General features: G+C 42.7%; 16 protein-coding genes and 1 pseudogene. 13 read left to right on the forward strand and 4 right to left on the reverse strand.

Annotated elements, in window-relative coordinates; all coding sequences use genetic code 11:
* Positions 1–37: 37 nt before the first annotated feature.
* The 3 genes from EIP89_RS10140 to EIP89_RS10150 all read left to right on the forward strand — a co-directional run bounded on the left by EIP89_RS10140 (position 38) and on the right by EIP89_RS10150 (position 5624).
* Positions 38–2980 (forward strand): DNA polymerase III subunit alpha, encoded by a 2943-nt coding sequence (locus EIP89_RS10140; RefSeq protein ID WP_245966142.1) that lies wholly within the window; start codon positions 38–40, stop codon positions 2978–2980.
* Between the two features lie 82 nt (positions 2981–3062).
* The gene (locus EIP89_RS10145; protein ID WP_124398570.1) at positions 3063–4532 is read left to right on the forward strand and encodes a hypothetical protein; all 1470 of its coding nucleotides are present in this window, start codon (positions 3063–3065) and stop codon (positions 4530–4532) included.
* A 9-nt stretch (positions 4533–4541) separates the two neighbouring features.
* The gene (locus tag EIP89_RS10150; RefSeq protein WP_124398571.1) at positions 4542–5624 is read left to right on the forward strand and encodes a hypothetical protein; all 1083 of its coding nucleotides are present in this window, start codon (positions 4542–4544) and stop codon (positions 5622–5624) included.
* 13 nt (positions 5625–5637) lie between these two features.
* Here EIP89_RS10150 and EIP89_RS10155 read toward each other — a convergent pair whose 3' ends face one another.
* Positions 5638–6165 (reverse strand): TetR/AcrR family transcriptional regulator, encoded by a 528-nt coding sequence (locus EIP89_RS10155; protein ID WP_124398572.1) that lies wholly within the window; start codon positions 6163–6165, stop codon positions 5638–5640.
* 89 nt (positions 6166–6254) lie between these two features.
* On the opposite strand from EIP89_RS10155, the pseudogene EIP89_RS10160 reads away from it, so the two are divergent.
* Positions 6255–7913 (forward strand): annotated as a pseudogene (locus EIP89_RS10160) (FAD-binding protein).
* On the forward strand, positions 7910–8701 hold the full coding sequence (locus EIP89_RS10165; protein ID WP_124398573.1) for an SDR family NAD(P)-dependent oxidoreductase: 792 nt from the start codon (positions 7910–7912) through the stop codon (positions 8699–8701). The pseudogene EIP89_RS10160 and the gene EIP89_RS10165 overlap by 4 nt, the downstream one beginning before the upstream one ends.
* Before the next feature lie 30 nt (positions 8702–8731).
* Here the strand turns inward: EIP89_RS10165 and EIP89_RS10170 are convergent, their stop codons facing one another.
* From EIP89_RS10170 to EIP89_RS10180, 3 genes are all read right to left on the reverse strand, one after another.
* On the reverse strand, positions 8732–10033 hold the full coding sequence (locus EIP89_RS10170) for an alpha/beta fold hydrolase (protein WP_124398574.1): 1302 nt from the start codon (positions 10031–10033) through the stop codon (positions 8732–8734).
* A 128-nt stretch (positions 10034–10161) separates the two neighbouring features.
* On the reverse strand, positions 10162–10809 hold the full coding sequence (locus tag EIP89_RS10175) for a response regulator transcription factor (RefSeq protein ID WP_124398575.1): 648 nt from the start codon (positions 10807–10809) through the stop codon (positions 10162–10164).
* Between the two features lie 188 nt (positions 10810–10997).
* Complete coding sequence (locus EIP89_RS10180; protein ID WP_124398576.1) at positions 10998–11552, reverse strand: hypothetical protein; 555 nt, start codon at positions 11550–11552, stop codon at positions 10998–11000.
* Between the two features lie 255 nt (positions 11553–11807).
* On the opposite strand from EIP89_RS10180, the gene EIP89_RS10185 reads away from it, so the two are divergent.
* From EIP89_RS10185 to pheT, 8 genes are all read left to right on the forward strand, one after another.
* Positions 11808–12491: a succinate dehydrogenase cytochrome b subunit gene (locus EIP89_RS10185; RefSeq protein ID WP_124398577.1), complete on the forward strand. Its 684-nt coding sequence runs from the start codon at positions 11808–11810 to the stop codon at positions 12489–12491.
* Positions 12492–12502: 11 nt separating this feature from the next.
* Positions 12503–14503 (forward strand): fumarate reductase/succinate dehydrogenase flavoprotein subunit, encoded by a 2001-nt coding sequence (locus EIP89_RS10190; RefSeq protein WP_124398578.1) that lies wholly within the window; start codon positions 12503–12505, stop codon positions 14501–14503.
* A 14-nt stretch (positions 14504–14517) separates the two neighbouring features.
* Positions 14518–15261, forward strand: coding sequence for a succinate dehydrogenase/fumarate reductase iron-sulfur subunit (locus EIP89_RS10195; RefSeq protein ID WP_124398579.1), 744 nt, complete (start codon positions 14518–14520; stop codon positions 15259–15261).
* 158 nt (positions 15262–15419) lie between these two features.
* Positions 15420–16130, forward strand: a complete 711-nt coding sequence (locus EIP89_RS10200) for a head GIN domain-containing protein (protein WP_124398580.1) — start codon at positions 15420–15422, stop codon at positions 16128–16130.
* Positions 16131–16144: 14 nt separating this feature from the next.
* Positions 16145–17857 (forward strand): phospho-sugar mutase, encoded by a 1713-nt coding sequence (locus EIP89_RS10205; protein ID WP_170157627.1) that lies wholly within the window; start codon positions 16145–16147, stop codon positions 17855–17857.
* 12 nt (positions 17858–17869) lie between these two features.
* Entirely contained in the window at positions 17870–19552 is a 1683-nt protein-coding gene (locus EIP89_RS10210) for an ArnT family glycosyltransferase (RefSeq protein ID WP_124398582.1), read from the forward strand.
* Positions 19545–20738, forward strand: a complete 1194-nt coding sequence (locus EIP89_RS10215) for a peroxiredoxin family protein (RefSeq protein ID WP_124398583.1) — start codon at positions 19545–19547, stop codon at positions 20736–20738. Before EIP89_RS10210 ends, EIP89_RS10215 begins: the two co-directional genes overlap by 8 nt.
* 130 nt (positions 20739–20868) lie before the next feature.
* A complete protein-coding gene (gene pheT, locus EIP89_RS10220) occupies positions 20869–23292 on the forward strand; it encodes a phenylalanine--tRNA ligase subunit beta (protein ID WP_124398584.1) in 2424 nt (807 codons plus the stop codon).
* Positions 23293–23455 lie beyond the last annotated feature (163 nt).

The following is a 23455-nucleotide window of genomic DNA, read 5'->3' on the forward strand; positions in this document are numbered from 1 at the left end:
GTAGTCGAAAATATGATAAAATAATTATCAAATTATCATGAAAGCTACGCCGGTGGCCATGTCGTGGTATTCGCTCAGATATGGTGTGATACCTGACAATTGGTGGATAGAGTATGCTGTAGAGCAAGGCTTTCGCAGGTTGGTAGTGGCTGATATCAACAGCACATCAGCCGTATTTGACATGATGCGCCGGGGGCAGAAAGTGGGCGTGCAGGTGATACCAGCCATTGATGTGCGGCAAGGTGTAGAAAGGCGCTTTACCCTTGTGGCGCAGACCTGGGCCGGATTTGCCGCCATCAACGAATGGCTTACCGGCTATCTGCACTCCGGTGAGCCGATTCCGATGCGCGCGCCTGCTCTGGAAGGCGTATTTGCCGTATATCCGCTGCGCCGAGATTGGTTTTTTTCACCCGAGTCGCACGAGTACATTGGCATTCGTCCGCATGATCTTTCCTTATTAAGTGCATCGCCCTGGCGGTATCATGCCCAGCGGCTCATTGCGTGGCCTGTAATGGCCTTTCGTCATAAGCGCGACTACAACGCACATCGATTGCTGCGGGCCGTTGATCTGAATTGTCTGCTCAGCAAGCTTTCACCAGACCAACAGGCATCGCCGGAGGAGCGCGTGCTTACGGCTGATGAGCTTCGGCATGCGTATGATCAGCAGCCCCAGCTGGTCAGCCAGCAGGAGAGGCTTATGGATTCCTGTTGCTTTCACTATACCTTCGGACAGATGCAAAACAAGCGGGTCTTCGGTACATCGGCCGAAGACGATTGGCAGTTGCTCCAGCAGTTGGCTGAAGAGGGTCTCAGCCGACGATATGGAAGCGAAACACCCGAGCTGCGCGCGCGCCTTCAGAAGGAGTACGACATCATTGTACAAAAAGGATTCGTGAGCTACTACCTCATCGCTTGGGATGTAGTGCGCTATGCAGCTCACCGAGGCTTTTTTCACGTAGGGCGGGGGAGTGGGGCCAATAGCCTGGTGGCGTACTGCATGGGCATCACCGATGTGGACCCGGTGGAGCTCGATCTGTATTTTGAGCGCTTTATCAATCTCTACCGCGAGAACCCGCCCGATTTCGATCTCGACTTCAGCTGGCGCGACCGCGACGAGGTGCTAGCCTACCTCTTCGAACGCCACGGCAGACGCCACACCGCCCTCTTGGCAGCGGTCAATACCTTTCAGTACCGGGCTGTGGTGCGCGAACTGGGCAAGGTCTTTGGCCTGCCCAAGCCTGAAATTGACCGCCTGGCCGAAGGCGACCTCTCGGCGCACAACCTCGACGACATCAGCCGAATTATACTTCGGTATGCACAGTACCTGCACGACTACCCCAATCACCTGACCATACACGCAGGTGGGATACTCATATCCGACAAGCCTATGAGTTGGTACACGCCCACCTTTGTGCCACCCAAGGGTTTGCCCACCACTATGTTTGACATGTACATAGCTGAAGATGTAGGCCTATACAAATTCGACATCCTCAGCCAGCGCGGGCTCGGGCATATACGCGATGCTGTGGAGCTCGTGCGCGAAAACCGCGGGGAAACTATCGACATACACGATATCCCGCGTTTTAAGGCCGACCCGGCCATCAGCCGTATGCTCAGCGAAGGGCGCACCATGGGCGCCTTCTATGTAGAGTCACCGGCCATGCGCCAGTTGCTCAAAAAAATGGGTTGTACCGACTACATCAGTCTGGTAGCGGCCAGTAGCATCATACGACCGGGGGTGTCGCGCAGCGGCATGATGCGCGAGTACATTCGTCGCTACCGCTTCCCCGAGGCTCGGAAGGACGCACATCCCATCCTCTACGACATTATGCCGGAGACTTTCGGCGTAATGGTGTATCAAGAAGATGTCATCAAAGTGGCACACTACTATGCCGGTCTCACCCTTGCTGAGGCCGATGTGTTGCGCCGGGGCATGAGTGGCAAATACCGCTCGCGCGAAGAGTTTGAGCGAGTGAAAAGCCGCTTTTTCGAAAACTGCCGACAGAGGGGCTATCCCGACGACGAAGCCGCCGAAATCTGGCGGCAGATCGAGAGCTTTGCCGGGTACTCCTTTGCCAAGGGGCATTCGGCCAGCTTTGCTGTGGAGAGCTATCAAAGCCTTTACCTGCGGGCACACTATCCGCTGGAATTTATGTGTGCCGTGATCAACAACTTCGGAGGCTTCTACACCACCGAAATGTACATACACGAGGCCCGGATGCTCGGCGCCGACGTACAGCCCCCTTGCGTAAACCACAGCCGCGAACTCACCTGCATCACAGGCCGCACTCTATGGCTCGGCCTCGGTCTGATAAAATCTTTAGAAGCCCCGCTCATGGAGCGCCTACTGAACGAGCGCGAAACGAATGGCCCCTATACCGGCCTCGAAAACTTCTACCGCCGTGTGCGCCCCGGCCTCGAGCAGCTTAAAATCCTCATTAAAGCTGGTGCGTTTCGCTTTACTGGCCTTGACAAGAAAGAACTCTACTGGCAGGCACACTGGTTGCTGTCGGGCGAAAAGCCTAAATCCACTCAGCCGGAGCTCTTTTCAGAACCTACCGTTGACTTTACGCTCCCACATCTTGAAACGGATCCGATTGAGGAAGCATATGACCAAATGGAGTTGCTGGGTTTTCCGCTGTGTTCGCCCTTTGATTTGGCCGTAGGGTTGCCGGCTGATCTGCTTCGGTCACGCGACCTGCCAGATTTTGTAGGTCGAGAGGTGGACTTCTACGGCTATTTGGTCACCATCAAACCCACCCGCACAGTCAAGGGTGAGCGCATGTACTTCGGCACTTGGATCGACGTGGATGGCCATTGGGCCGACAGCGTCCATTTTCCTCAGGTAGCACTTCAATATCCCTTCCGGGGCAAGGGGGTGTATCACCTCCGCGGCCGGGTATGCGAAGAGTACGGAGTGTATTCCATCGAAGTCAGTTACATGGAGAAGCTTGGAATACGATCCAAAATAGAAGTGTAAGCAATTCTCCGTAACAGCCAAAATTCAAAATCATGCAAATGAGGTATTTTTTTAATCCTGAAAGAACTTTCAACTTTGAAATATGAGAAAAATACCCACAATCCTTGTAGTGCTCTTCGTCCTTTGGAATATTAAGTTATCTAACGCACAAATTTTTAGCTACAGTTACAATCCTCCAAGTCAATACAATTTTAAAAGCATTTTTTTTATTAATGATCATGAATTCATTGTTCGGAATAATGAAAAAGTTAGTAAATTCAATTTAAATTCTCCAAATCCTTTCATTGAAAAATATGCCTTCGATGGAACGCTGCTCAATAAACTCTTGCATCTAGATGAAAAGTACATCATCACGACTACTGCGATATACCAACACAACTACTTTAAAGACCTTAAAAAAGTAGCTGATTTAACAATAATATTAAGAACTAAAAAAGATAAAGATCCCTTTGAACATCAGAAGTTTTTATTTCACAAATCAAAAAATGTATTTATTGTATCCGACAGTAAAGACCGAATAATATACATAGTCAATCCTGACGACGGAACTACCGAGATAATAAAACTTCCAATCGAAAAAGGCGATGAAGTATTTCCACTTACTCACGAATATGTATATGTGAAGAAAAAATACAACAAAAAGAAGGGAGGAAGATCGTATATTATCTTAAATTATCGAACAAATGAAGCAATCAATACCGTGAATTTTACACCTCTTCTCACTGTCTCTGATACACTCGCATTTGTAAGTAAAGAAAGATATTATTTCATAAATATTAAAACAGGTGAACTTCTGGATTGGGTCAGTACTTTTACAAATCCAAATATTCCATGTTGTGATCATCATTTGAGCCAAAACGGTCAATATATCATTAGCCGGGGAGGAACACTCACGTACTCTGTTTATGATATTAAAAAGAAGAAAATATTGACTTCATCTGAATTCAATTCCCGCACTGAATATTTGAATGTTTATGATAGTAGAATGCGAAATATCATCTATGATGATATGTACTATCCATTTGATGATATTGAGGTATCGCCTGACGGTAAAAAATATATCTATTCTGAACAAAATGGCTGGGTACTTGTAGCATCTACTGACGATTATTCCAAAATTTTTCAGTACGGTAAATATTACCCAAATTCAAATCTTAAAAGAAAACAACAAGCTTCCGGAAGTCAAAATCAGGGACGATCTTCGGCTTCAGTTCCATCGGGAGTTAGAGAACTGAACTTAAATTTCCAATCAGAGTACCAATATCAATGGTTTAATAATACGGGTACATATAAAGAAATGCAAGTAAAAATCGTGGTAACACCTACAACAATTCAGGAATATATCTGGGGAAAAGGAGCGTATGTAGAGTGGGGTGGGCCATGCACAATTGTTCACAGTAAAAATGAAACAATTGCAAATAAAACTGGTCTATTGTATGTGTGCTCAAGTGGTAAAAAATACTTCTTTTACTCAGACAAGGGAATAAATGCAGTACGCGTGGAAACATCACAAAATAATGTCTTCGATTATCTCCATGATTTACCGAAATAAATCTTAACAATGATTCATCGCAAAAATCTTATCAAAATTTCCTTTTTTTTGATATTTTGTTGTTTTTATTTTATTTCATATTTAAATGGTCAGTCTATATTGTATCTCGAATTTCCTGAATATGGATTTAAACATAAATTTCCTTCCGGATATTCAACATTTTCTTCTTCCAAACTTGGGTCTACATTTCCTTTTGTGAAAGGATATTCTTACTATAGACAGAGTGGTCAAAGCGGAGTAGATATTATAATGGAAATTTATAAAGGTGATTGTTTAGATCCGAATCTAGTCTTACAGCAATTTGAAAAAAATTTGAGGAATTCAGGAAATTCAAATATCACTTTCTCAGACGTTAAATCCGAAATGTACATTTCACCATTTGGCTGGCTGATATTGAAAGGTACTGCACGCAGTTTTGGCAGCAATAATTATTATCACTTTTACAATTTGTATATTAGTAAAGATTATATCGTCGCAGTACATTCCTATGTAAAAAATGACGGATATTGGGATGAAGGATATGGAACCCTGGCTGACAAATCTGATGGCTCTGCATTTGTACCATTACCTGTAAAAAGAAATCTCAGTGCATTGGGTATGTCACTTCGAATGCAAGGTTTTTTTGTGTTATTGCCCATCAGTGGCGATTTGACAGGTTATGAATTTATTCGCTGCTCCGATAATCTGACAGCGGATCCCCTGTTTAGAATTTTTCTCTATGAAGGCAATGTAAAAAAGCGACATGAAGCAAGAGTTTTCGAACTTCTGGCTGCTAAAAGTCAGTTGCTTGCATTCGGGACTGACAGCATCTCATGGAACGCTGAGGGTAAGAGAAAATTCTCCCGCGGAAGCCGAAGTTATTACAAGTATATGAATACCTTTTCCGATGGAAAATCCCTCCCTCTCTTTGAAGTGTATTACACATTCACTTTCAAAGGAAAACCTTATCTCGTGCAGATGATTCTTCCGTTGAAAAAGGAATTGCTATTAAGAGGATATCAGGAATCAAATTTTGATTTGGAATATGTAGGTCGTGAAACACTGCATTGGTACGAACAAGGCCTAATTGAGATCCTGGAGACGATAGAATAATTTTAGATTTTTTTTATCGGCGAATGCCTTCTAATAGAATCTGATAGGCTCTTTGTAGATCTTTTTCTTTCTCATTGTCTGAAGAAAAGACAATTGCACCTGAAATCATCATGATCAGCAGGGTCAGATCTTTATCGACATTAAAATCACTTCGGATTTTTTTGCTTTTTAAGGTACATTCGGCTAAGGGTTTGAAAATAGCTAACAAGCGAAGGAGAAATGTTTTTCCAGGGTCATGGAGATAGAGTGATAATTCGTGAAAGTACATGTGCATATTGGCAGTTACCAAAAGCAGCTTTTCAAAACCCCGTTCATCACACTCAAGTCTTTTTGCATACCATGTTAACATATCGAGGTTTCGTTCGAAGATTCCATGAATCAAATCTGTTTTACTTGAAAAGTGCCGGTAGAAAGTAATGCGTGAAAGCCCAGAATGTTTGATTATGTCACTTAGCGTCACCTGCGGTCCTTCTTTCATAAAAAGCTTTCTGGCTATGCGAATGATGGTGTGTCGGCTGTGTTCTGCATCGGATCGCTTCATGAGAAAGTTTTTTTAAAAACTGATAAATGTTACAATATGTTTCATTTATCAATTTTTTTTTTACATCGGAAAACAAAAAAACAAACATCATGAAAAATACTCAATGGGACAAAACCTACGACGTAGTCGTAGTAGGCAGCGGTGCAGGAGCTCTTACTGCTGCTCTCACTGCAATTCATCAGGGATTACGTGTTGTAATTCTTGAAAAAACTGCCTAATGGGGCGGATCCTCCGCTTATTCTGGCGGTGGACTCTGGATACCCGCTAATTTTCTGATGAAAAAAGCCGGGGCACTTGACTCACCCGAAGAGGCTCTGGAGTACATGAATGCCGTAATAGGGGAAGTAGGCCCTGCTAGTACAGAGGAAAAGCGCAAAATCTTTCTCAAGTTCGGCCCGGAAATGGTCGATTGGCTCACTTCACTTGGATTTAAATGGGTACGGGCACACTTGTATCCGGATTATTATCCAAATGTGAAAGGTGCCAAAACAGGTCGTGTAATCGAAGGAGCTGTATTTGACGGTAAAAAGCTTGGCCCTCTGGCGAAGAGTCTGAACAAAGCGCCCGGTATGCCTGACATTGCTCTCAAATCCGGCGATGCATACCTGCTGCCGATGGTGACTCGTAGCTGGAAAGGATTTAGTACCATGATGCGTATCTTGGGTCAAACTTTGCAGTGGAAACTTACCGGAAAACAGCCGCTTACCCTTGGTCGGTCTTTATGTGGACAACTGATGTACCTCATTCAGAAAAAACAGCCTACAGAAGTATGGCTCAATTCACCTCTTAAGGAAATCATCAGCGATGGAGATTCTGTAGTGGGTGTAGTAGTTGAACGCGACGGTAAGGCCACAAAAATCAAGGCAGAAAAAGCAATCATCTTGGCTGCAGGAGGTTTTCCGCACAATAAAGAAATGCGCAAAAAATACCACGGTCTGGATCAAGAGTGGTCATCAGCTACTCCCGGAAATACAGGTGATGCCATTACCGCAGCTGAGTCGATAGGGGCTGCTACCGATCTGATGGACGACGCATGGTGGGGTGCAAGTTTTATTCTCGATGGCAAAATCAACTTTTCCGTAACTGAGCGTTCGATGCCCGGTTGTATCCTGGTAGATCAGGATGGATTTCGCTTTGCCAATGAGTCTACATCTTATGTCGATCTTGGACATAGGATTTTAGAACACCACCGCAATACTGGTAAAGCCATTCCCTGCTGGCTCATTATGGATGGGTTATACCGAAAGAGATATCTTTTTGGCATGATGCCGCCAGGTCTTACTCCGAAGAAATTTATTAGAAATGGCGAAATCATTAAAGCCGATTCGCTGGAATCTTTGGCTAGACAATGCAATATACCGTATGATAATTTGAAAGCTACCTTGGTGAGATTTAACAGTTTTGCTCTGCATGGCAAGGATGAAGACTTCGGTCGTGGTCAGGATATATATGACAGATATTATTCCGACGACTTTATCCGACCAAACAGCAATTTGGCACCCATCACAACCCCCCCCTTTTATGCCATCCGATTCTACCCAGGCGATTTAGGTACTAAGGGAGGCTTGCTAACAGATGAATTTGCAAGGGTGCTCAGAAAAGATGGAACAGCAATAAAAAATCTCTATGCGACAGGAAATACCACAGCTTCAGTGATGGGTCGCACCTACCCCGGTCCAGGTTCTACATTAGGTCCGGCCTGTACCTTCGGATACATTGCTGTAAAACACCTAACAAATACATTATGAAAATCTCCGGTAAAGTCTGGGCTGTAACCGGTGCCGCCAGTGGCATCGGTTTAGCATTGAGCCGCGAAATTTTATCTCGTGGTGGAAAAGTGGCCTTGATCGATATTGCGGACGAAGCCTTGCGGCAAGCAGAGAAAACGTTAAATGTTCCCTCAAGTATCAGTATTCACAAAGCTGATGTGTCAGACATCGATCGCATTCGAGAACTTCCCAGTGAAATCATTCAAAAACACGGTCAAATTGACGGGCTGGTAAACAATGCTGGTATCATTCAGCCGTTCGTGGACTTTGTTGAATTACCAGATGAGAAAATTTTAAAAATTCTACAGGTCAATTTAATAAGTGTTGTGCATTTGACTCGCATCTTTTATCCACACATAAAAGCTCGACCCGAGGCTCACCTTGTAAATGTGAGCAGTATGGGGGGGGTATTTCCCTTTCCGGGACAAACGTGGTATGGAGCAACGAAATCCGCAGTAAAACTTCTGACCGAAGGCATGTACGCCGAGCTGTTGAATTCATCAATCAAGGTGACACTGGTAATACCCGGAGCAGTGAAAACCAACATCGTGCAAAACTCCGGCGTGAGCATGTCTACACCACAACCAGCTAAAAATCAAAAAACACTAACCGCCGAAGAAGCTGCTTTGAAAATATGTAATGCCATTGAGAAAAATCAATTCAGACTACTACTCGGCAGAGAAGCTAAAATGCTTGATGTTTTATATCGACTGATGCCGGAAAGATCCATTGGAATAATTGCCCGCCGAATGAAGAAAATTTTTTAAAAAGAATAGTATGTATGAGTCTAAAACCAATCAATCAAACACAGCTATTGTAATACCACTGGCCGAAGGTTTGTTTTCAACATTGAGTGTTCTGCCGTTGAGTTTACAGCTGATGGTTCCTCGAGGTGAAGTAGGAAAATACACATCAGCACCCACCAAAAAAGGAAATTGTGAAAACAATCCTACCGGTGTCAATTCTGACTGTCCATTGTTGTTACCGTCATAAAGGAAAAAGGCGATGGCATTTTTACCTGGAGGAGCCAGAGAAGATGTAGATACATGTAAATTATTGACAAGAAGTGAATCTCTACCTGCCGAAACACCTTGACTGGCAGCAAATATGGTTAAAAGTGACTGATCGGCACTATTTGGCAGCCCACTGAATAAAAGACCTACGAAAGAATTGGCCGGTGGCAAAGTGCGAAGATAGACCAAGGGGTTGCTTCTTTTAAAAGGTTCCCGATAGTAGTACACCACCCGATCTCCTGAGATCCTGGTATTTACTTCAAACTCATAATACGTTTGTTTATTTAATTCAACTGGACCCCATTGACCCCGCGCATCAGAAGTAAGCGTATGTAGAGGAGTCGTTGTCTTCCGAAATCCGGTGGTGGCATCTATTTCATATATTTTAACATCAGCTCCGGCTCTTGGCTGATTTTCGCCGAGCGTAAGTACTTTTCCACTGATACTCAAGGTATTTTCAGGAAGAATATCGAGATTTTTTGGCTTTTTGCCAGAAGTAAAAAATTCATACATGGCTTCAAATGCTTCTTTACAGGTAGCTACTTCGTAATGGTCCTTTCCATCGAGACGCACATTGGTAGCTCCGTTGATATTTCCGCCTTGTACTATGAGGTCTTGTGGCGACCATATATTGAGCGTTGGTACGGAACCATTTCCTGCTGGACCGCTCTGCACATTGCTGCCGATGTGTACATACTGCGCCACTTTAGCAGCGCGCTGATTGTTAGACAAATACGTGTATCCCAGTCCACCGCCAGCAGAATGCCCTACAAGGTTGACTTTTGAGGCTTTGGTAATCTGCAATACTGAATCAATAAAGCGATCGAGTAGAGATGCATTATCTGCTCCCTGAGATAGGGTGTTCCAATCGAAGGCATAGAGTCGATCGGCACAATATCCATTTGAAGTAAATCTCATCACCTGACCGGCCCAAGTGTCACCCGATGCTAAAAAACCGTGGATAAAAACGATGGGTGTGTACTGATTGCAAGGATTGAGATTATTATTATTTGCAGAGTTTTTATCCTTCCGACAAGCCATTAAAGCAAGCCAAAGTAAAGTGCTTATAAGTAGAATTTTTTTCATGGTATTTTAAATAATGGAAAATATTTTTTCAGTAAAAATAATTAATTTCATTGAAACTTTTGAATGGAGATTAATAAAATAAAAAAGTCGCCTTTATGGCGACTTTTTGCTGAAATTTTATCGAAATTTTACAGCAATACCTTACCTTCAGGCAAATCCTCGCCTTGAACATAATATTTAGCGAAATTAACCAAATCAACAAGGCTTTTTGCCTTTAATTTTTTAAGCAAACGAAGTTTATAGGTACTTACGGTTTTATCTGAAATATTGAGTTCGTCAGCGACTTCTTTATTGGATTTTCCTGCAGCTAATAGGCTTAGCACTTCACTCTCTCTTTTTGAGAGTTTTACTACAGGTCGTCCGGGAGCTTTGGCTCTTGCTCGGGCCAGGATGTCGCGGTCGAAATACTCTTGGCCAGCCATTATTTTTCTAACAGCTTTAAGGATCATTCTGGGTTCAGTACTTTTTGTTATATATCCATCGGCACCCAGTTTTCTGGCGGCCAGTCCGTAAAGTTCCTCAGGATACATAGTCACCATCAGAACTTTAATGTTAGGTTTTATTTTCTTGATATCTCTCAGAGCAGCCATTCCATTTTTAACCGGCATTTCGATGTCGAGAAATATCATATCTGCATCAATGTTAGGAAGCATGTTTAGTAATTCCTCTCCATTTGATGCTTCTCCGACAACCTCTACTTCTTTATCGCGATTGAGGTATAATATCATGCCCTTTCGGAACATGATATGGTCATCACAAATAATTACCTTTGTCATTATGGTTTGTTTTAGTCAGGCTTACACATGTCAAATGTACGAAAAAATAAATAAATCAAATTTTTTTCATACATTTATTTTCATATATATAAAATTTTTTGTAACAAGTACGTTTTACTAACGCTCATTTAATTTCCTTAAAAAAATGAAAAAATGAAATTTTTATTTTTGATAAAATTCTATTTATTTTATTTAGGTAATAAAGTTAAGTATTCTGCAGCCTCTGAAAGAAGTTCCTCACCATCACTTTCTCGAATGGTAAATTCTTTCTCGTCTGATAAATTAACCTCTTTTAAGACTGCATCATTATTAAAATAGTACATTTTATCAATTCCTTTATTGCGATCTTCTGAATCTTCTACTCCTGAATCTCTGATTATTGCTAAAATCAGTTTTCCATCATAAAAATAAAATTCTTCAGTGCGTTTTGAAATATTTTCATAAGGATAAGTTTTGATACGGATTACAGAATTACCATCTAAATAGTAATGAATTTTTTGCCATTTTTGCTTGATTTTTTCTCTTAGATTTTCGGTCAAAAGTTCGATTCGGTTGTCTTTTTTATCTTCTGCAAGTGCTCTTTTAGAATCTATAAATTCAATGAGCGAATCAATTTGCTCCTTGGATAATCTCACCTCCGATTCTTCTTCAGCTGTATTTGCTACGTTTTCATCTGCAGTGGGAGTTGTGGTGCAGGAATACATTACAATTAAAAGCAAACCTGATAAAATAAGTGACTTCATTGGTTTTAATTTTAAATCAAATGTATACATATCGCCACAAATGAGATACTTACATTGGGTAACAAAACACAATTTTTTTTGTAAATTACATATTTTAATAAATAATTTACTAAAATTAATTCATGACCAAAAGATGTAAACTGTGATGGAAGTCAATGTGTTTACTATTTGTGGTCAAGTACCTTAATTTTTTTTTAATTAAGATATGGTGCATACACCTGTTATCTATTTTTGCCAAATTAAGAATTAAATGGTATGGAAGTGAAAAGCGCTTTGTTAGGTTCTTCAATTGTTAAAAAGTACTGGATGGCCCTTACGGGTCTCTTTCTGTGTACGTTTCTCGTGGTGCATTTAGGTGGCAACCTGGTGCTATTGCGCGGGGAGGAGGCTAGGTTAGATTTCAATGCTTATGCAAAGTTTATGACCACCTTCCCTGTTATTAAAGCAATTTCTTATTTGTTGTATTTCAGCATTTTATTTCACTCGTTTGACGGTATATTGCTTACGATTCAAAACAGAGCAGCCCGTCCTGTTAAATATTATTACAACAAACCTGAAGCTAATAGCACCTGGCAATCCAGAAATATGGCATTGCTAGGAACCATCATTTTGGCATTTATAGTAACGCACATGGCCAACTTTTGGTACAAAATGCACTTTGGCGATATTCCTTTAGATGCAAATGGAAATAAAGATTTATATGAAGTGGTAGTAACGTTTTTTAAAGATCCGAGCATGGGAATCGTTTATGTATCTCTCTACGTGGTAAGTATGATTGCTTTAGGATTTCACTTGCTGCATGGTTTCGCTTCAGCATTCCAAACATTGGGTCTTTACCACAAAAAATACAATCCAATAATTAAAAATGTAGGTGTGCTTTTCAGCGTCTTTGTTTCGATCCTTTTTGCAATTATTCCTATTTTCATTTATTTACAATAAATATTGAACACATGAAGTTGGATTCAAAAATTCCAGGAGGTCCATTAGAAGAAAAATGGACTCGCTACAAGGGTTCGGTAAACCTTGTAAGCCCTGCTAATAAGCGCAAGTTAGACATTATCGTTGTTGGTACCGGTTTAGCTGGCGCATCGGCTGCTGCATCACTGGCTGAGCTCGGTTATAATGTAAAAGCCTTCTGCTTTCAAGATTCGCCTCGAAGAGCCCACTCCATAGCTGCACAAGGTGGTATAAATGCTGCGAAAAATTACCAAAACGACGGTGACAGCGTTTACAGGCTTTTTTACGATACCATAAAAGGTGGCGACTACCGTTCACGCGAGGCCAATGTGTATCGATTGGCTGAAGTTTCAGCTAACATCATAGACCAGTGCGTGGCTCAGGGTGTACCTTTTGCACGCGATTACGGCGGATTGCTCGACAACCGTTCATTCGGGGGAACTCAAGTTAGCCGAACTTTTTATGCCAAGGGTCAGACTGGTCAGCAACTTTTATTAGGAGCTTATTCAGCTTTGAGCCGCCAGATTGCCAAAGGTACCGTGAAGATGTACGCTCGCCATGAGATGCTCGATGTAGTGGTGATCGATGGTAAAGCCAGAGGTATAATCGCACGTAATCTGGTAACTGGTGAAATCGAGCGCCACGGAGCTCACGCTGTGATTTTGGCTACAGGTGGTTATGGCAATGTGTATTACCTCTCTACAAATGCGATGGGCAGCAATGGATCAGCGGCATGGAAAGCGCATAAAAAGGGAGCACTCTTTGCCAATCCGTGCTTTACGCAAATTCACCCCACTTGCATTCCGCAATCTGGCGAGTACCAGAGCAAGCTTACGCTCATGTCCGAATCTCTGCGAAATGACGGTCGTATTTGGGTGCCAAAAGACCGAAAAGATGCTGAACTTCTTAGACAAGGCAAATTAAAACCCACTGACATTCCTGAGGAAAAAAGAGACTACTACCTTGAGAGAAGATACCCTGCCTTTGGTAACCTGGTACCACGCGATGTGGCGAGTCGTGCAGCCAAGGAGCGTTGCGATGAAGGCTATGGTGTCAATCCTACGGGTAAGGCAGTGTATCTTGACTTTGAAAGCGCTATAATGCGCTATGGGCAGATCGAGGCCAATCTACAAGGTATTAAAAATCCATCTCCGGAAAAAATTCGTCAGTTAGGTGAAAAAATCATCGAAGCCAAATACGGCAATCTTTTCCAGATGTATGAAAAGATTACCGACATCAATCCATACAAGAGTCCAATGATGATTTACCCTGCTGTGCACTACACTATGGGAGGCATCTGGGTAGATTACGAGCTGATGACTACCATTCCTGGTCTCTTTGCGTTAGGTGAAGCAAACTTCTCAGACCATGGAGCTAACAGATTGGGAGCTTCTGCACTAATGCAAGGCCTTGCCGATGGATATTTCATCATACCTTATACAATTGGAAACTACCTCTCTGGTGAGATTAGAAGTGGAAAGGTGGATACAAATGCCCCAGAGTTCGAAACTGCTGAAAAAGCCGCTCGCGAGCGAATCTCGCACTTCCTTGGCAATAACGGTAAGACATCCGTCGATACCTTCCACCGCGAGTTGGGCAAAATCATGTGGGATAAGTGCGGTATGAGCCGCAATGCGCAGGGACTTCAAGAGGCTATTCGTGAAATTCAAGCTCTTCGCGAGGAGTTCTGGAAAGATGTGAAGGTACCAGGCAGAGCCGATATGTACAATCCGGAGCTCGACAAAGCTGGAAGAGTGGCTGACTTCCTCGAGCTTGGAGAGCTTATGTGTCTCGACGCTCTGCATAGAAATGAAAGTTGTGGTGGCCACTTCAGAGAAGAATATCAGACCGAAGATGGCGAAGCCCTGAGAAACGATGCGGAATACGCCTATGTAGCAGCATGGGAGTACACCGGTAAACCATCTGAAGCTGTTTTGCACAAAGAACAACTTGTATTCGAAAATGTTGAATTAAAGACTCGCAGTTACAAATAAAAAATCCGGATCGTATGAACTTGACATTGAAAATATGGAGACAAGCTGGTCCTAACGACAAGGGGCGCATGGAAACTTATAAGGTTTCGAATGTAAACCCCGACATGTCGTTTCTTGAAATGCTGGATGTATTGAACGAAGATCTCATTGCTAAAGGCGAAGACCCGGTAGCATTTGATCACGATTGCAGAGAAGGCATTTGCGGAATGTGTTCGCTCTACATAAATGGTGAGGCACATGGTCCAGGTCGTGGTATTACAACGTGTCAGCTGCACATGCGTTCTTTCAAAGATGGAGATACTATTACTATCGAGCCGTGGAGAGCTAAAGCCTTTCCGGTGATCAAAGATTTGGTAACAGATCGCTCAGCCTTCGACCGCATCATTCAAGCAGGTGGCTACATCAGCGTAAACACAAGTGGTAATACCATTGATGCCAATGCGATTCCCATTCCAAAAGAAGATGCTGATAAAGCCTTTGACGCTGCTACATGTATCGGTTGTGGTGCTTGTGTGGCTACATGTAAAAACTCCTCAGCCATGCTCTTTGTGGCAGCCAAGGTGAGTCAGTTTGCTCTCTTGCCACAGGGTAGAGTAGAAGCTAAAGAACGTGTGCTAAAAATGGTACACCAAATGGACCTCGAAGGCTTTGGCAATTGTACCAATACTGGTGCTTGCGAAGTGGAGTGCCCTAAAGGCATCAGCCTCGAAAACATCGCCAGAATGAACAGAGAATATCTTAAGGCTACATTGTCGTAATTAAGATTTTTCTTTAATAAGTTAAAACCCGGTTTGGCCGGGTTTTTTTATTGGCATATTTAACTTTTGAACAAGCTGAAAGCGATGTGTATATTTCATTTATTCTTGTGTCGAATAATTAAAATGCTTAAATATTTTAGCCCTGAAATTTGAATTTCATGAGAATTTACCTTGTTGCGACTATCGCATTTGCTTTGACCTTTTTGACATCGTGCTCCATGCGTACAGTGGATGCTTCTGGAATTCAAATAGAAAAGTCAGCAGCACTCGAAGACTTTTCTCAAATCACCCTTGCCGGTAATTTTACATTTAAGCTAAAGCCCGGTGAAAACACAGCTATACTTCTGAAAGGTGACAGTGCATTTTTAGAATACATCTCTTATTCTGTAAAAAGAAAAAAATTGATCATTGAGACAAAACGCGATTGGAAGGGAGGTGAACCACCTGTGATTGAGGTTACTACGAATGCGCCAATTACTCATATGGAACTGGCCGGAGCTGTTAAAGTGATTAGCAATCGACGCATAGCGGTCGATAAGTTTCAGATAGATATGGCGGGAGCTTCTTATGCCGACCTGAGTTTGCGTGCAAACGAGGCATTTATCAATCAAAGTGGCGCTGCTCAATTGAAAATAGCAGGTGCAGTCGAAAATTTAATTCTCAATACCACGGGAGCATCTTATACAGACGCTAAAACCTTACCCGCTCGTAATGTAAAAACGACTGTAAATGGAGCTTCAAAAGCGGAAGTTTTTGCTATCGATCGTTTAAACGTAACCCTTTCAGGTGCCTCATCGCTAAAGTATCTGGGGAGTCCGGCCATCAAATCCAGTATATCGGGCAATGCAACTTTATCAGTTATCGAATAAAATTCTTTTTGACCATGGAAACACACATCATCGAAAGCGCAAAAGTATGGACGCAACTCCCTTTTGACGAACAAACACGCAAAGAGGCCCAACAGCTCATAGATGCTGGAGGGAAAGAATTAATCGATGCCTTTTACACAGATCTCGACTTTGGTACCGGTGGCTTGAGGGGCATCATGGGTTGTGGAACCAATCGCATCAACAAATACACCATAGGCCAGGCTACTCAGGGATTGGCGAACTATTTAAAAAAGCAATTTCCCTATCAATCCATTTCAGTAGCTATAGCTCACGATACTCGAAATGGCAGCCGACAGCTTTCGGAGTTAACAGCGGAAGTCCTAAGTGCTAATGGAATACATGTTTTTCTATCAGAAAGTTTTCGCCCAACCCCTTGGCTGAGTTTTACCATACGCGAGCTGGGATGCTTGTCGGGAATTGTGCTTACCGCTTCGCACAATCCACCGGAATACAACGGTTACAAAGTCTATTGGAGCGATGGAGGGCAGCTCGTTCCCCCTCACGACAAGGCTGTGATTCAGGAAGTGCGCGCAGTGCGATTTGAAGACATCCGCTTTGACAAGAAACCTGAGCTCATTAAGCTCGTCGGCAAAGAAATCGATGAAAAATACGTTGCCCGCATTAAAGGCCTGTCGCTCAATCAGGCAGGAAAAGATCGCTTGAAAATTGTGTTCACACCTCTGCATGGCACTTCGGTAGAGCTTCTGCCAGCTGCACTTCGAGCTTCGGGATTCACAAATATTCAAATCGTCGAAAAGCAAAAAACACCGGATGGCAATTTTCCAACTGTTAAATCGCCTAATCCTGAGGAAGCAGAAGCCCTGAGCATGGCCTTACAAATGGCTCAGGACGAAGATGCTGACTTAATCATTGGTACTGATCCCGATGCCGATCGAGTGGGTATTGGGGTGAAAAACTTAGAAAATCAATGGATTTTGCTGAACGGCAATCAGACTGGTGCTGTATTGATTTGGTATATACTTGACCAATACAAACAGGCAGGGCGCTTGCGAACTAACAGTTTTATTGCTAAATCTATCGTAACAACCGACTTGATCAACGAAATAGCCCGTGCCTACAACGTGGAATGTATGGAATGCCTTACCGGCTTCAAATGGATTGCTGATTTCATCCGTCGATTCGAAGGCGTGAAAGAATTTATCACCGGTTGCGAAGAAAGCTATGGCTATCTGGTAGGTGACTTTGTGCGAGATAAGGATGCAATCGGTTCGGCTGTAATGATTGCCGAAGCTGCTGCCTGGGCAAAAAGCCAGGGATCGTCGTTTTACAAACTGCTTACAGACATCTGGCTGAAATTTGGTTATTACGGTGAAAAACTCATTTCCATCACTAAAAAGGGTAAAGAAGGCTTAGAAGAAATCGACCGCATGATGGAAAATCTTCGCCGTCAGCCTCCGAAGGAATTGGGTGGAGAGCAAGTTGTTCGGATGTTGGATTACAAATCGCTTAAAGACACCAATACGCTGACAGGTGATGTTACTGCGATTGAACTTCCGACTTCGAATGTTTTACAATTCTATACTCAATCTGGAGCACGGATTACAGCACGACCCAGTGGCACAGAGCCGAAGATCAAGTTTTATTTCAGTGTTAAAATCCCTGTGCACTCCTATGACGACATTCCTCAGGCAGCGCTTACAGTTGAAAAAAAGATCAACAGCTACATGACTTCCCTCGGACTGTAAAATCCTGACAGGATGACGCGTTGGAAGTTTGAAAATACCCTTTGGCTCTTCTTTTACATCACGGTAAGCCTCGTGTATTTGCGAGGCCTTTTTCTCGGCATTATGGATGTAGATAGCGCTCAGTACGCCTCCATAAGCAGAGAAATGTATGAAACGGGAAATTACCTTCAAGTGTACCATCAAGGACGTGACTATCTCGATAAACCGCCTTTTTTGTTTTGGACATCGGCGCTTGGATACAGAATTTTTGGTGTCAATGAATTCGGATTTCGATTTTTCTCTTTTCTGTTCAGCATTTTAGGCGTTTATTCCACATACAGATTGGGAAGGCTGCTATACAACGTATGGGTGGGAAAAGTGTCTGCTTTGATTCTGGCTACCAGTCAGGCCTGGTTTCTTTTTAATCACGATGTGCGAACGGATACAATTCTGACTGGGTCAGCAACCTTTGCAGCTTGGCAGCTTTTGTATTATTTAAAAGGCAAGAAGTTATGGCCTTTTATAGGTGGTTTTACGGGAATTGCCATAGCTATGATGAGTAAAGGGCCCATTGGATTGGTAATACCAGCCATAGCAGTGGGTACGTATCTTTTAAGTTTAGGTAAGTGGAAAAAAGTCTTCCACTGGCGTTGGCTGGTTGGATTGGCTTGGACGCTTCTCTTGCTTTTGCCAATGCTCTATGGTTTATATACTCAGTACGATGCCCTGCCCGAAAAGGAAGTGGAATTAATCACCAGTTCAGGTCCTCAGAGGTACAAAGGTTTGTCGGGAATAAAATTTTTCTTCTGGACACAAAGTTTCGGACGAATCACCGGAGAGAGCGATTGGAAAGACGAAAGCTCTCCGTTTTATTTCGTTCACAACTTTTTGTGGTCATTTGCGCCTTGGAGCCTTCTAGCTTTTCTGGCGCTGTATTCACGACTTAAGAACAACCTCGCCTCTGACAATCGCTACAAAGAATGGGTTTCACCGGTTACTTTCTTGGCAGCCTTTTTTGCTTTTTCAGCTTCTCGATTTAAGCTGCCGCATTACTTGTTTATCGCCTTTCCATATGCTGCCCTCTTTACGGCTTACTTCGTAGTAATGCGCTTGCCGAAACTTAAAGGATGGGTGAAAACAATGGCTGTTGTTCAACAGTATGTTTTTGCCCTGGTTAGTGTAGTAGTGGCTGTATTGCTTATGGCAGTGGTTTTTCCAGAAAAAGAATATACATCAGTAATTATTTGGTTAACGGGTGTTGTGGCTATTATCATCTCATTGCTCAAATTGCCTTATACCCGCGCGATACTGGCTGCAGGTGCTTTTACAGGAGTGATGTTTAACGGAGTTTTAAACTTCCGTTTTTATCCCGAACTCATGGAATATCAACCAGGTTACTATTTGGCTAAAAAAATTCATCAGTCCCATATTTCGCCGTCAGAGGTTTGTATTTCATTTGTGCGCTCTATTCACGCATTAGAGTTTTACAGCCAACATATTTTTTGCAAAAACGCTGATATAGATCCAGATAAAAGCAAATTTTGGATTTGCTCGAGTGACCAGCTCAAATCCATTGAAGCGAAAAAACTCAAGTTTCAAATTCTCTATGAAAGACCAGCTTTTCACATCACCTTGCTCAATGCTGCTTTTTTGAATCCTGCCACGCGTGAAAGCCAGCTCGAAAAGGTGTATTTAATTGAAATAAAGGATGAATAAACTCTTTTCTCTACTCTTTACGGCATTATCTTTTTCTGCGTCCGCTCAATTGATATACATCGGAGAATTGGAAATGAATGGTGAGACACCTCTTCGCTTTAATGCCATCATCAAACCTTTTAAGAATTCAGTCGAATTAAACATTATTAATTCCCAAGACACCATAAAATTGGTAGGAAAACCGATACCCGGTACTCAAACATGGAGATTTGATTTTCCTGTCTTTAACACTCATATCCGACTGCGCCGACTATTGAAGCATTGGGTTGGTACTTTTATCGATGACGATAAGGGCGATACAATTCCTGTAGTATTTAAACCCGCTTCAAAGGAAACACCTCGCTACAATTTATCAAATATGCAAGCAGTTGAAAACAGATTTCAAATCACCTTCGAACCAGGTACTTCTAACGAACGTGTAGCGGTTTTGGAGTATTTTCCTTATACAAAAAGTGAAATTCGAGGTTCAATACTTACTACAGCGGGCGATTACCGTTTTTTACAAGGTAGTGTTTCCTCAGATTCATTGATAATGAGCACTTTTGACGGAAAATTTGCCTATGTATTTGTCGCCCGCTTACAAGGCGATAGCATTTTTGGTTATCAATTTTACACCAAAGCAAATCCCCGCCAATTTAAAGGAGTAAAAAGTAATGCTGCAAGACTGCCTGATCCAAAGGCTCTGACTCAAGTTAAGAACGACGCCGGAAAAATTCGCTTTTCATTACCTGACACAGAGGGCAAAATAGTGGAATTCAACGCAAACGATCCTGGAGCAAAGCTTACTTTCATCACCATAGGTGGTTCGTGGTGCCCAAACTGCATGGATGAAGCTCGCTTTTTAAATCAATTGTACCAGAAATACAATGATAGAGGAGTAAAAATAATCGGAGTCTATTTTGAATACACTGATAAAGAATCAGTTGCACTACCAATTTTAAAACGCATGGCGACGCAGCTAAAACTCGAGTTTCCCATCCTTTACGGAGGTAGTGTTCGTCAACAAGCCGCTGCCCGCGTTTTTCCGCAAATTCAAAAGGTATTGGCATATCCCACCCTGATTGCACTTGATGCTCAGGGAAATATCTTAAAAACCTACACCGGCTTTTATGGTCCTGGCACAAGCCTTTTCGCCGATTATGAGCGTGAAATGATCGAGTGGATTGAGCAAGTGGTGGGAGATTAAATAAACACTGTATCTCCTAAGTTCCTATTTTTCAATTTCTACTTGTGTTTTTGGGATTTTTAAAAGAATGGTTTAGCATAAACACGCGTAAAGAACCAGTATTTTTGCCCAACTTTTAGAAACCTGACAAATGAAAATTTCCTATAATTGGCTTAAAGAATACATTGATTTAAAGGGTTTAAGTGCAAATGAAGTTGGTGAAATACTTACAGAAATAGGCTTAGAGTGTGAGGCGGTTACTCCGTTGGGAGGAGGGCCGGAGATCGACGAAAGGGTGGTGGTCGGATTTGTTGTTTCTGCTCAGAAGCATCCTAATGCTGATAAACTCACTCTATGTCAGGTAGATACTGGCGATGGACAACTGCTGCAGATCGTTTGTGGAGCTCCGAATGTGGCCGCAGGTCAAAAAGTACCTGTAGCATTACATGGTGCTACGCTGCGCCCCTACGGTGGTGAGGTGATAAAGATAAAAAAAGGAAAAATACGCGGTGAAGTAAGTGAAGGAATGATTTGTGCTGAGGATGAATTAGGCATCAGCGCTGATCACTCGGGAATTATGGTTCTCGACAATGCATTTGAACTGGGCGCTTCATTGGCCAGCTACATCCAATCAGATGCTGATTACATTCTCGAAATAGGCCTCACCCCTAATCGAGCTGATGCGATGAGCCACTACGGGGTAGCGCGCGATTTATATGCAGCTCTTGCCCACAGAAAGAAAAAAGTGGAATTAAGCCTGCCTTCTGTTTCGGGCTTTAAAGTAAGCAATACACAGTTGACCATCGACATTGAAATCGCAGACCGTAAAGCCTGTAAGCGCTATGCAGGCGTAAGCATTATGGGTGTAAAAGTCGGACCGTCGCCCGAATGGCTACAAAAAAGATTAACATCCATAGGATTAAATCCCATAAACAACGTGGTGGATGTTACTAATTTCGTTTTGCACGAGTGTGGGCATCCGCTACATGCCTTCGACGCCGATCGAATTGCCGGGCGTAAAATCGTTGTGCGAAAGGCCGAGGAAGGAGAAAAGTTCGTTACCCTCGACGGTGTAGAGAGAACCCTATCAGCCGAAGATCTCATGATTTGCGATGCCGAAAAACCGCTGGTTTTAGCCGGAATTTATGGAGGTCTGTATTCTGGTGTTAATGATCAAACGACGAATGTATTTCTGGAATCAGCGGTGTTCGATACTGTTCACATCCGTCGTTCGGCGCGCAGACACGGTTTGCAGACCGATGCCTCTTACCGCTATGAGAGAGGAGTGGATCCCGAGATGACCATCTATGCCCTAAAACGCGCGGCTAATCTCATTCGCGAAGTGGCAGGGGGTGAGATTTCAATGAATATTCACGACGAATACCCATCTCCTATTGCTCCGCACATGGTAGATGCCAACTTGCAGCGCATTCGAAAGTTCATTGGCAAGAAAGACATTAGCAACGGTGACATCAAATCTATTCTTGCTTCATTGGAAATCAAAATCTTAGCAGAAATTGAGGACACCCTACGACTTGAAGTACCTGCATACCGCGTAGATGTACAGCGCGAGGCCGATGTAGTGGAAGAAATCTTGCGCATTTACGGACTCGATGCTGTGGAGCCTCCGCGTAAAATCAAGTTTGCATGGCATCAGCCTGGCCATGACCACATAAAAGTCTCTAAAAAGGCTGATATTTCAAAACTATTGGTGGCTAGGGGGTACAATGAAACGATGAACAATTCCTTGACCTCAGCCGAGTCTTACAATGAAGAAAACAAAACACAGCTTGTAGAACTCATAAATCCGCTGAGCAATGAATTAGCTGTACTGCGCGGCACTATGTTGTATGGATTGCTCGAAAACATTCGCTTCAATATTTATCGTCAAGTACCCAATCTGAGACTTTTTGAATTTGGCAAAACCTACAAAAGGCTGAATGGACACTATGCCGAAGAGGAATTTTTAGCTTTAGTTCTTACTGGCTCTTATTGGACGGATACTTGGCTTGAGGCAGAGAAAAATTCTACGTTTTATCATTTGCTCAACGATGTAGAGGCCATTTTACAACACTTTAAACTTTATAACGTAAATAAAAGCTACTCTCAATCTAACAAAGGTGAGGGGATAACAATACAACATGATGGTGAACATCTTCTTACACTTCTGTCTATTTCCGGTTTGATTTTGAAAAAATTTGACATAGGGCAACCTGTTTATTACGCGGAAATCAACTGGAATGCTCTGCTCAGAGCTGCTGGACAAGTAAAAACAACTTTCACGCCTTTGCCTAAGTTTCCAGAGGTGGTTCGAGATTTGGCTCTTGTAATCGATCGAACAACCACATATCAAGCCTTAGAACAGGCAGTTTTAAAACTTAACATCAAAGAATTGCGCAATATTACCCTTTTTGATGTGTACGAAGGTAAAAATTTACCCGAAGGCAAGAAGTCATACGCTATGCGTTTTACCTTGCGTCACGAGGAAAAGACGCTTCACGACCAAGAAATTGATCAGATCATGCAACGCATTCTAACTTCGCTACAAACAGAGTGCGAAGCAATGTTAAGATAAGCAAACGATAAGATTTGTTTAAATAAAAGACAAGACAAAAAAGAAGGTGTCCAAAAAGTAAAGGACGCCTTCTTTTTTATTTTGATAAAACCCTTAATTGAAGTAAATTAGAGCCATCATAGACATTTTAAGTGAGGCGAGTAGTCTTTAAACAGCAACCCGG

This window comes from Thermaurantimonas aggregans (assembly GCF_003851885.1).
Taxonomy (GTDB): domain Bacteria; phylum Bacteroidota; class Bacteroidia; order Flavobacteriales; family Schleiferiaceae; genus Thermaurantimonas; species Thermaurantimonas aggregans.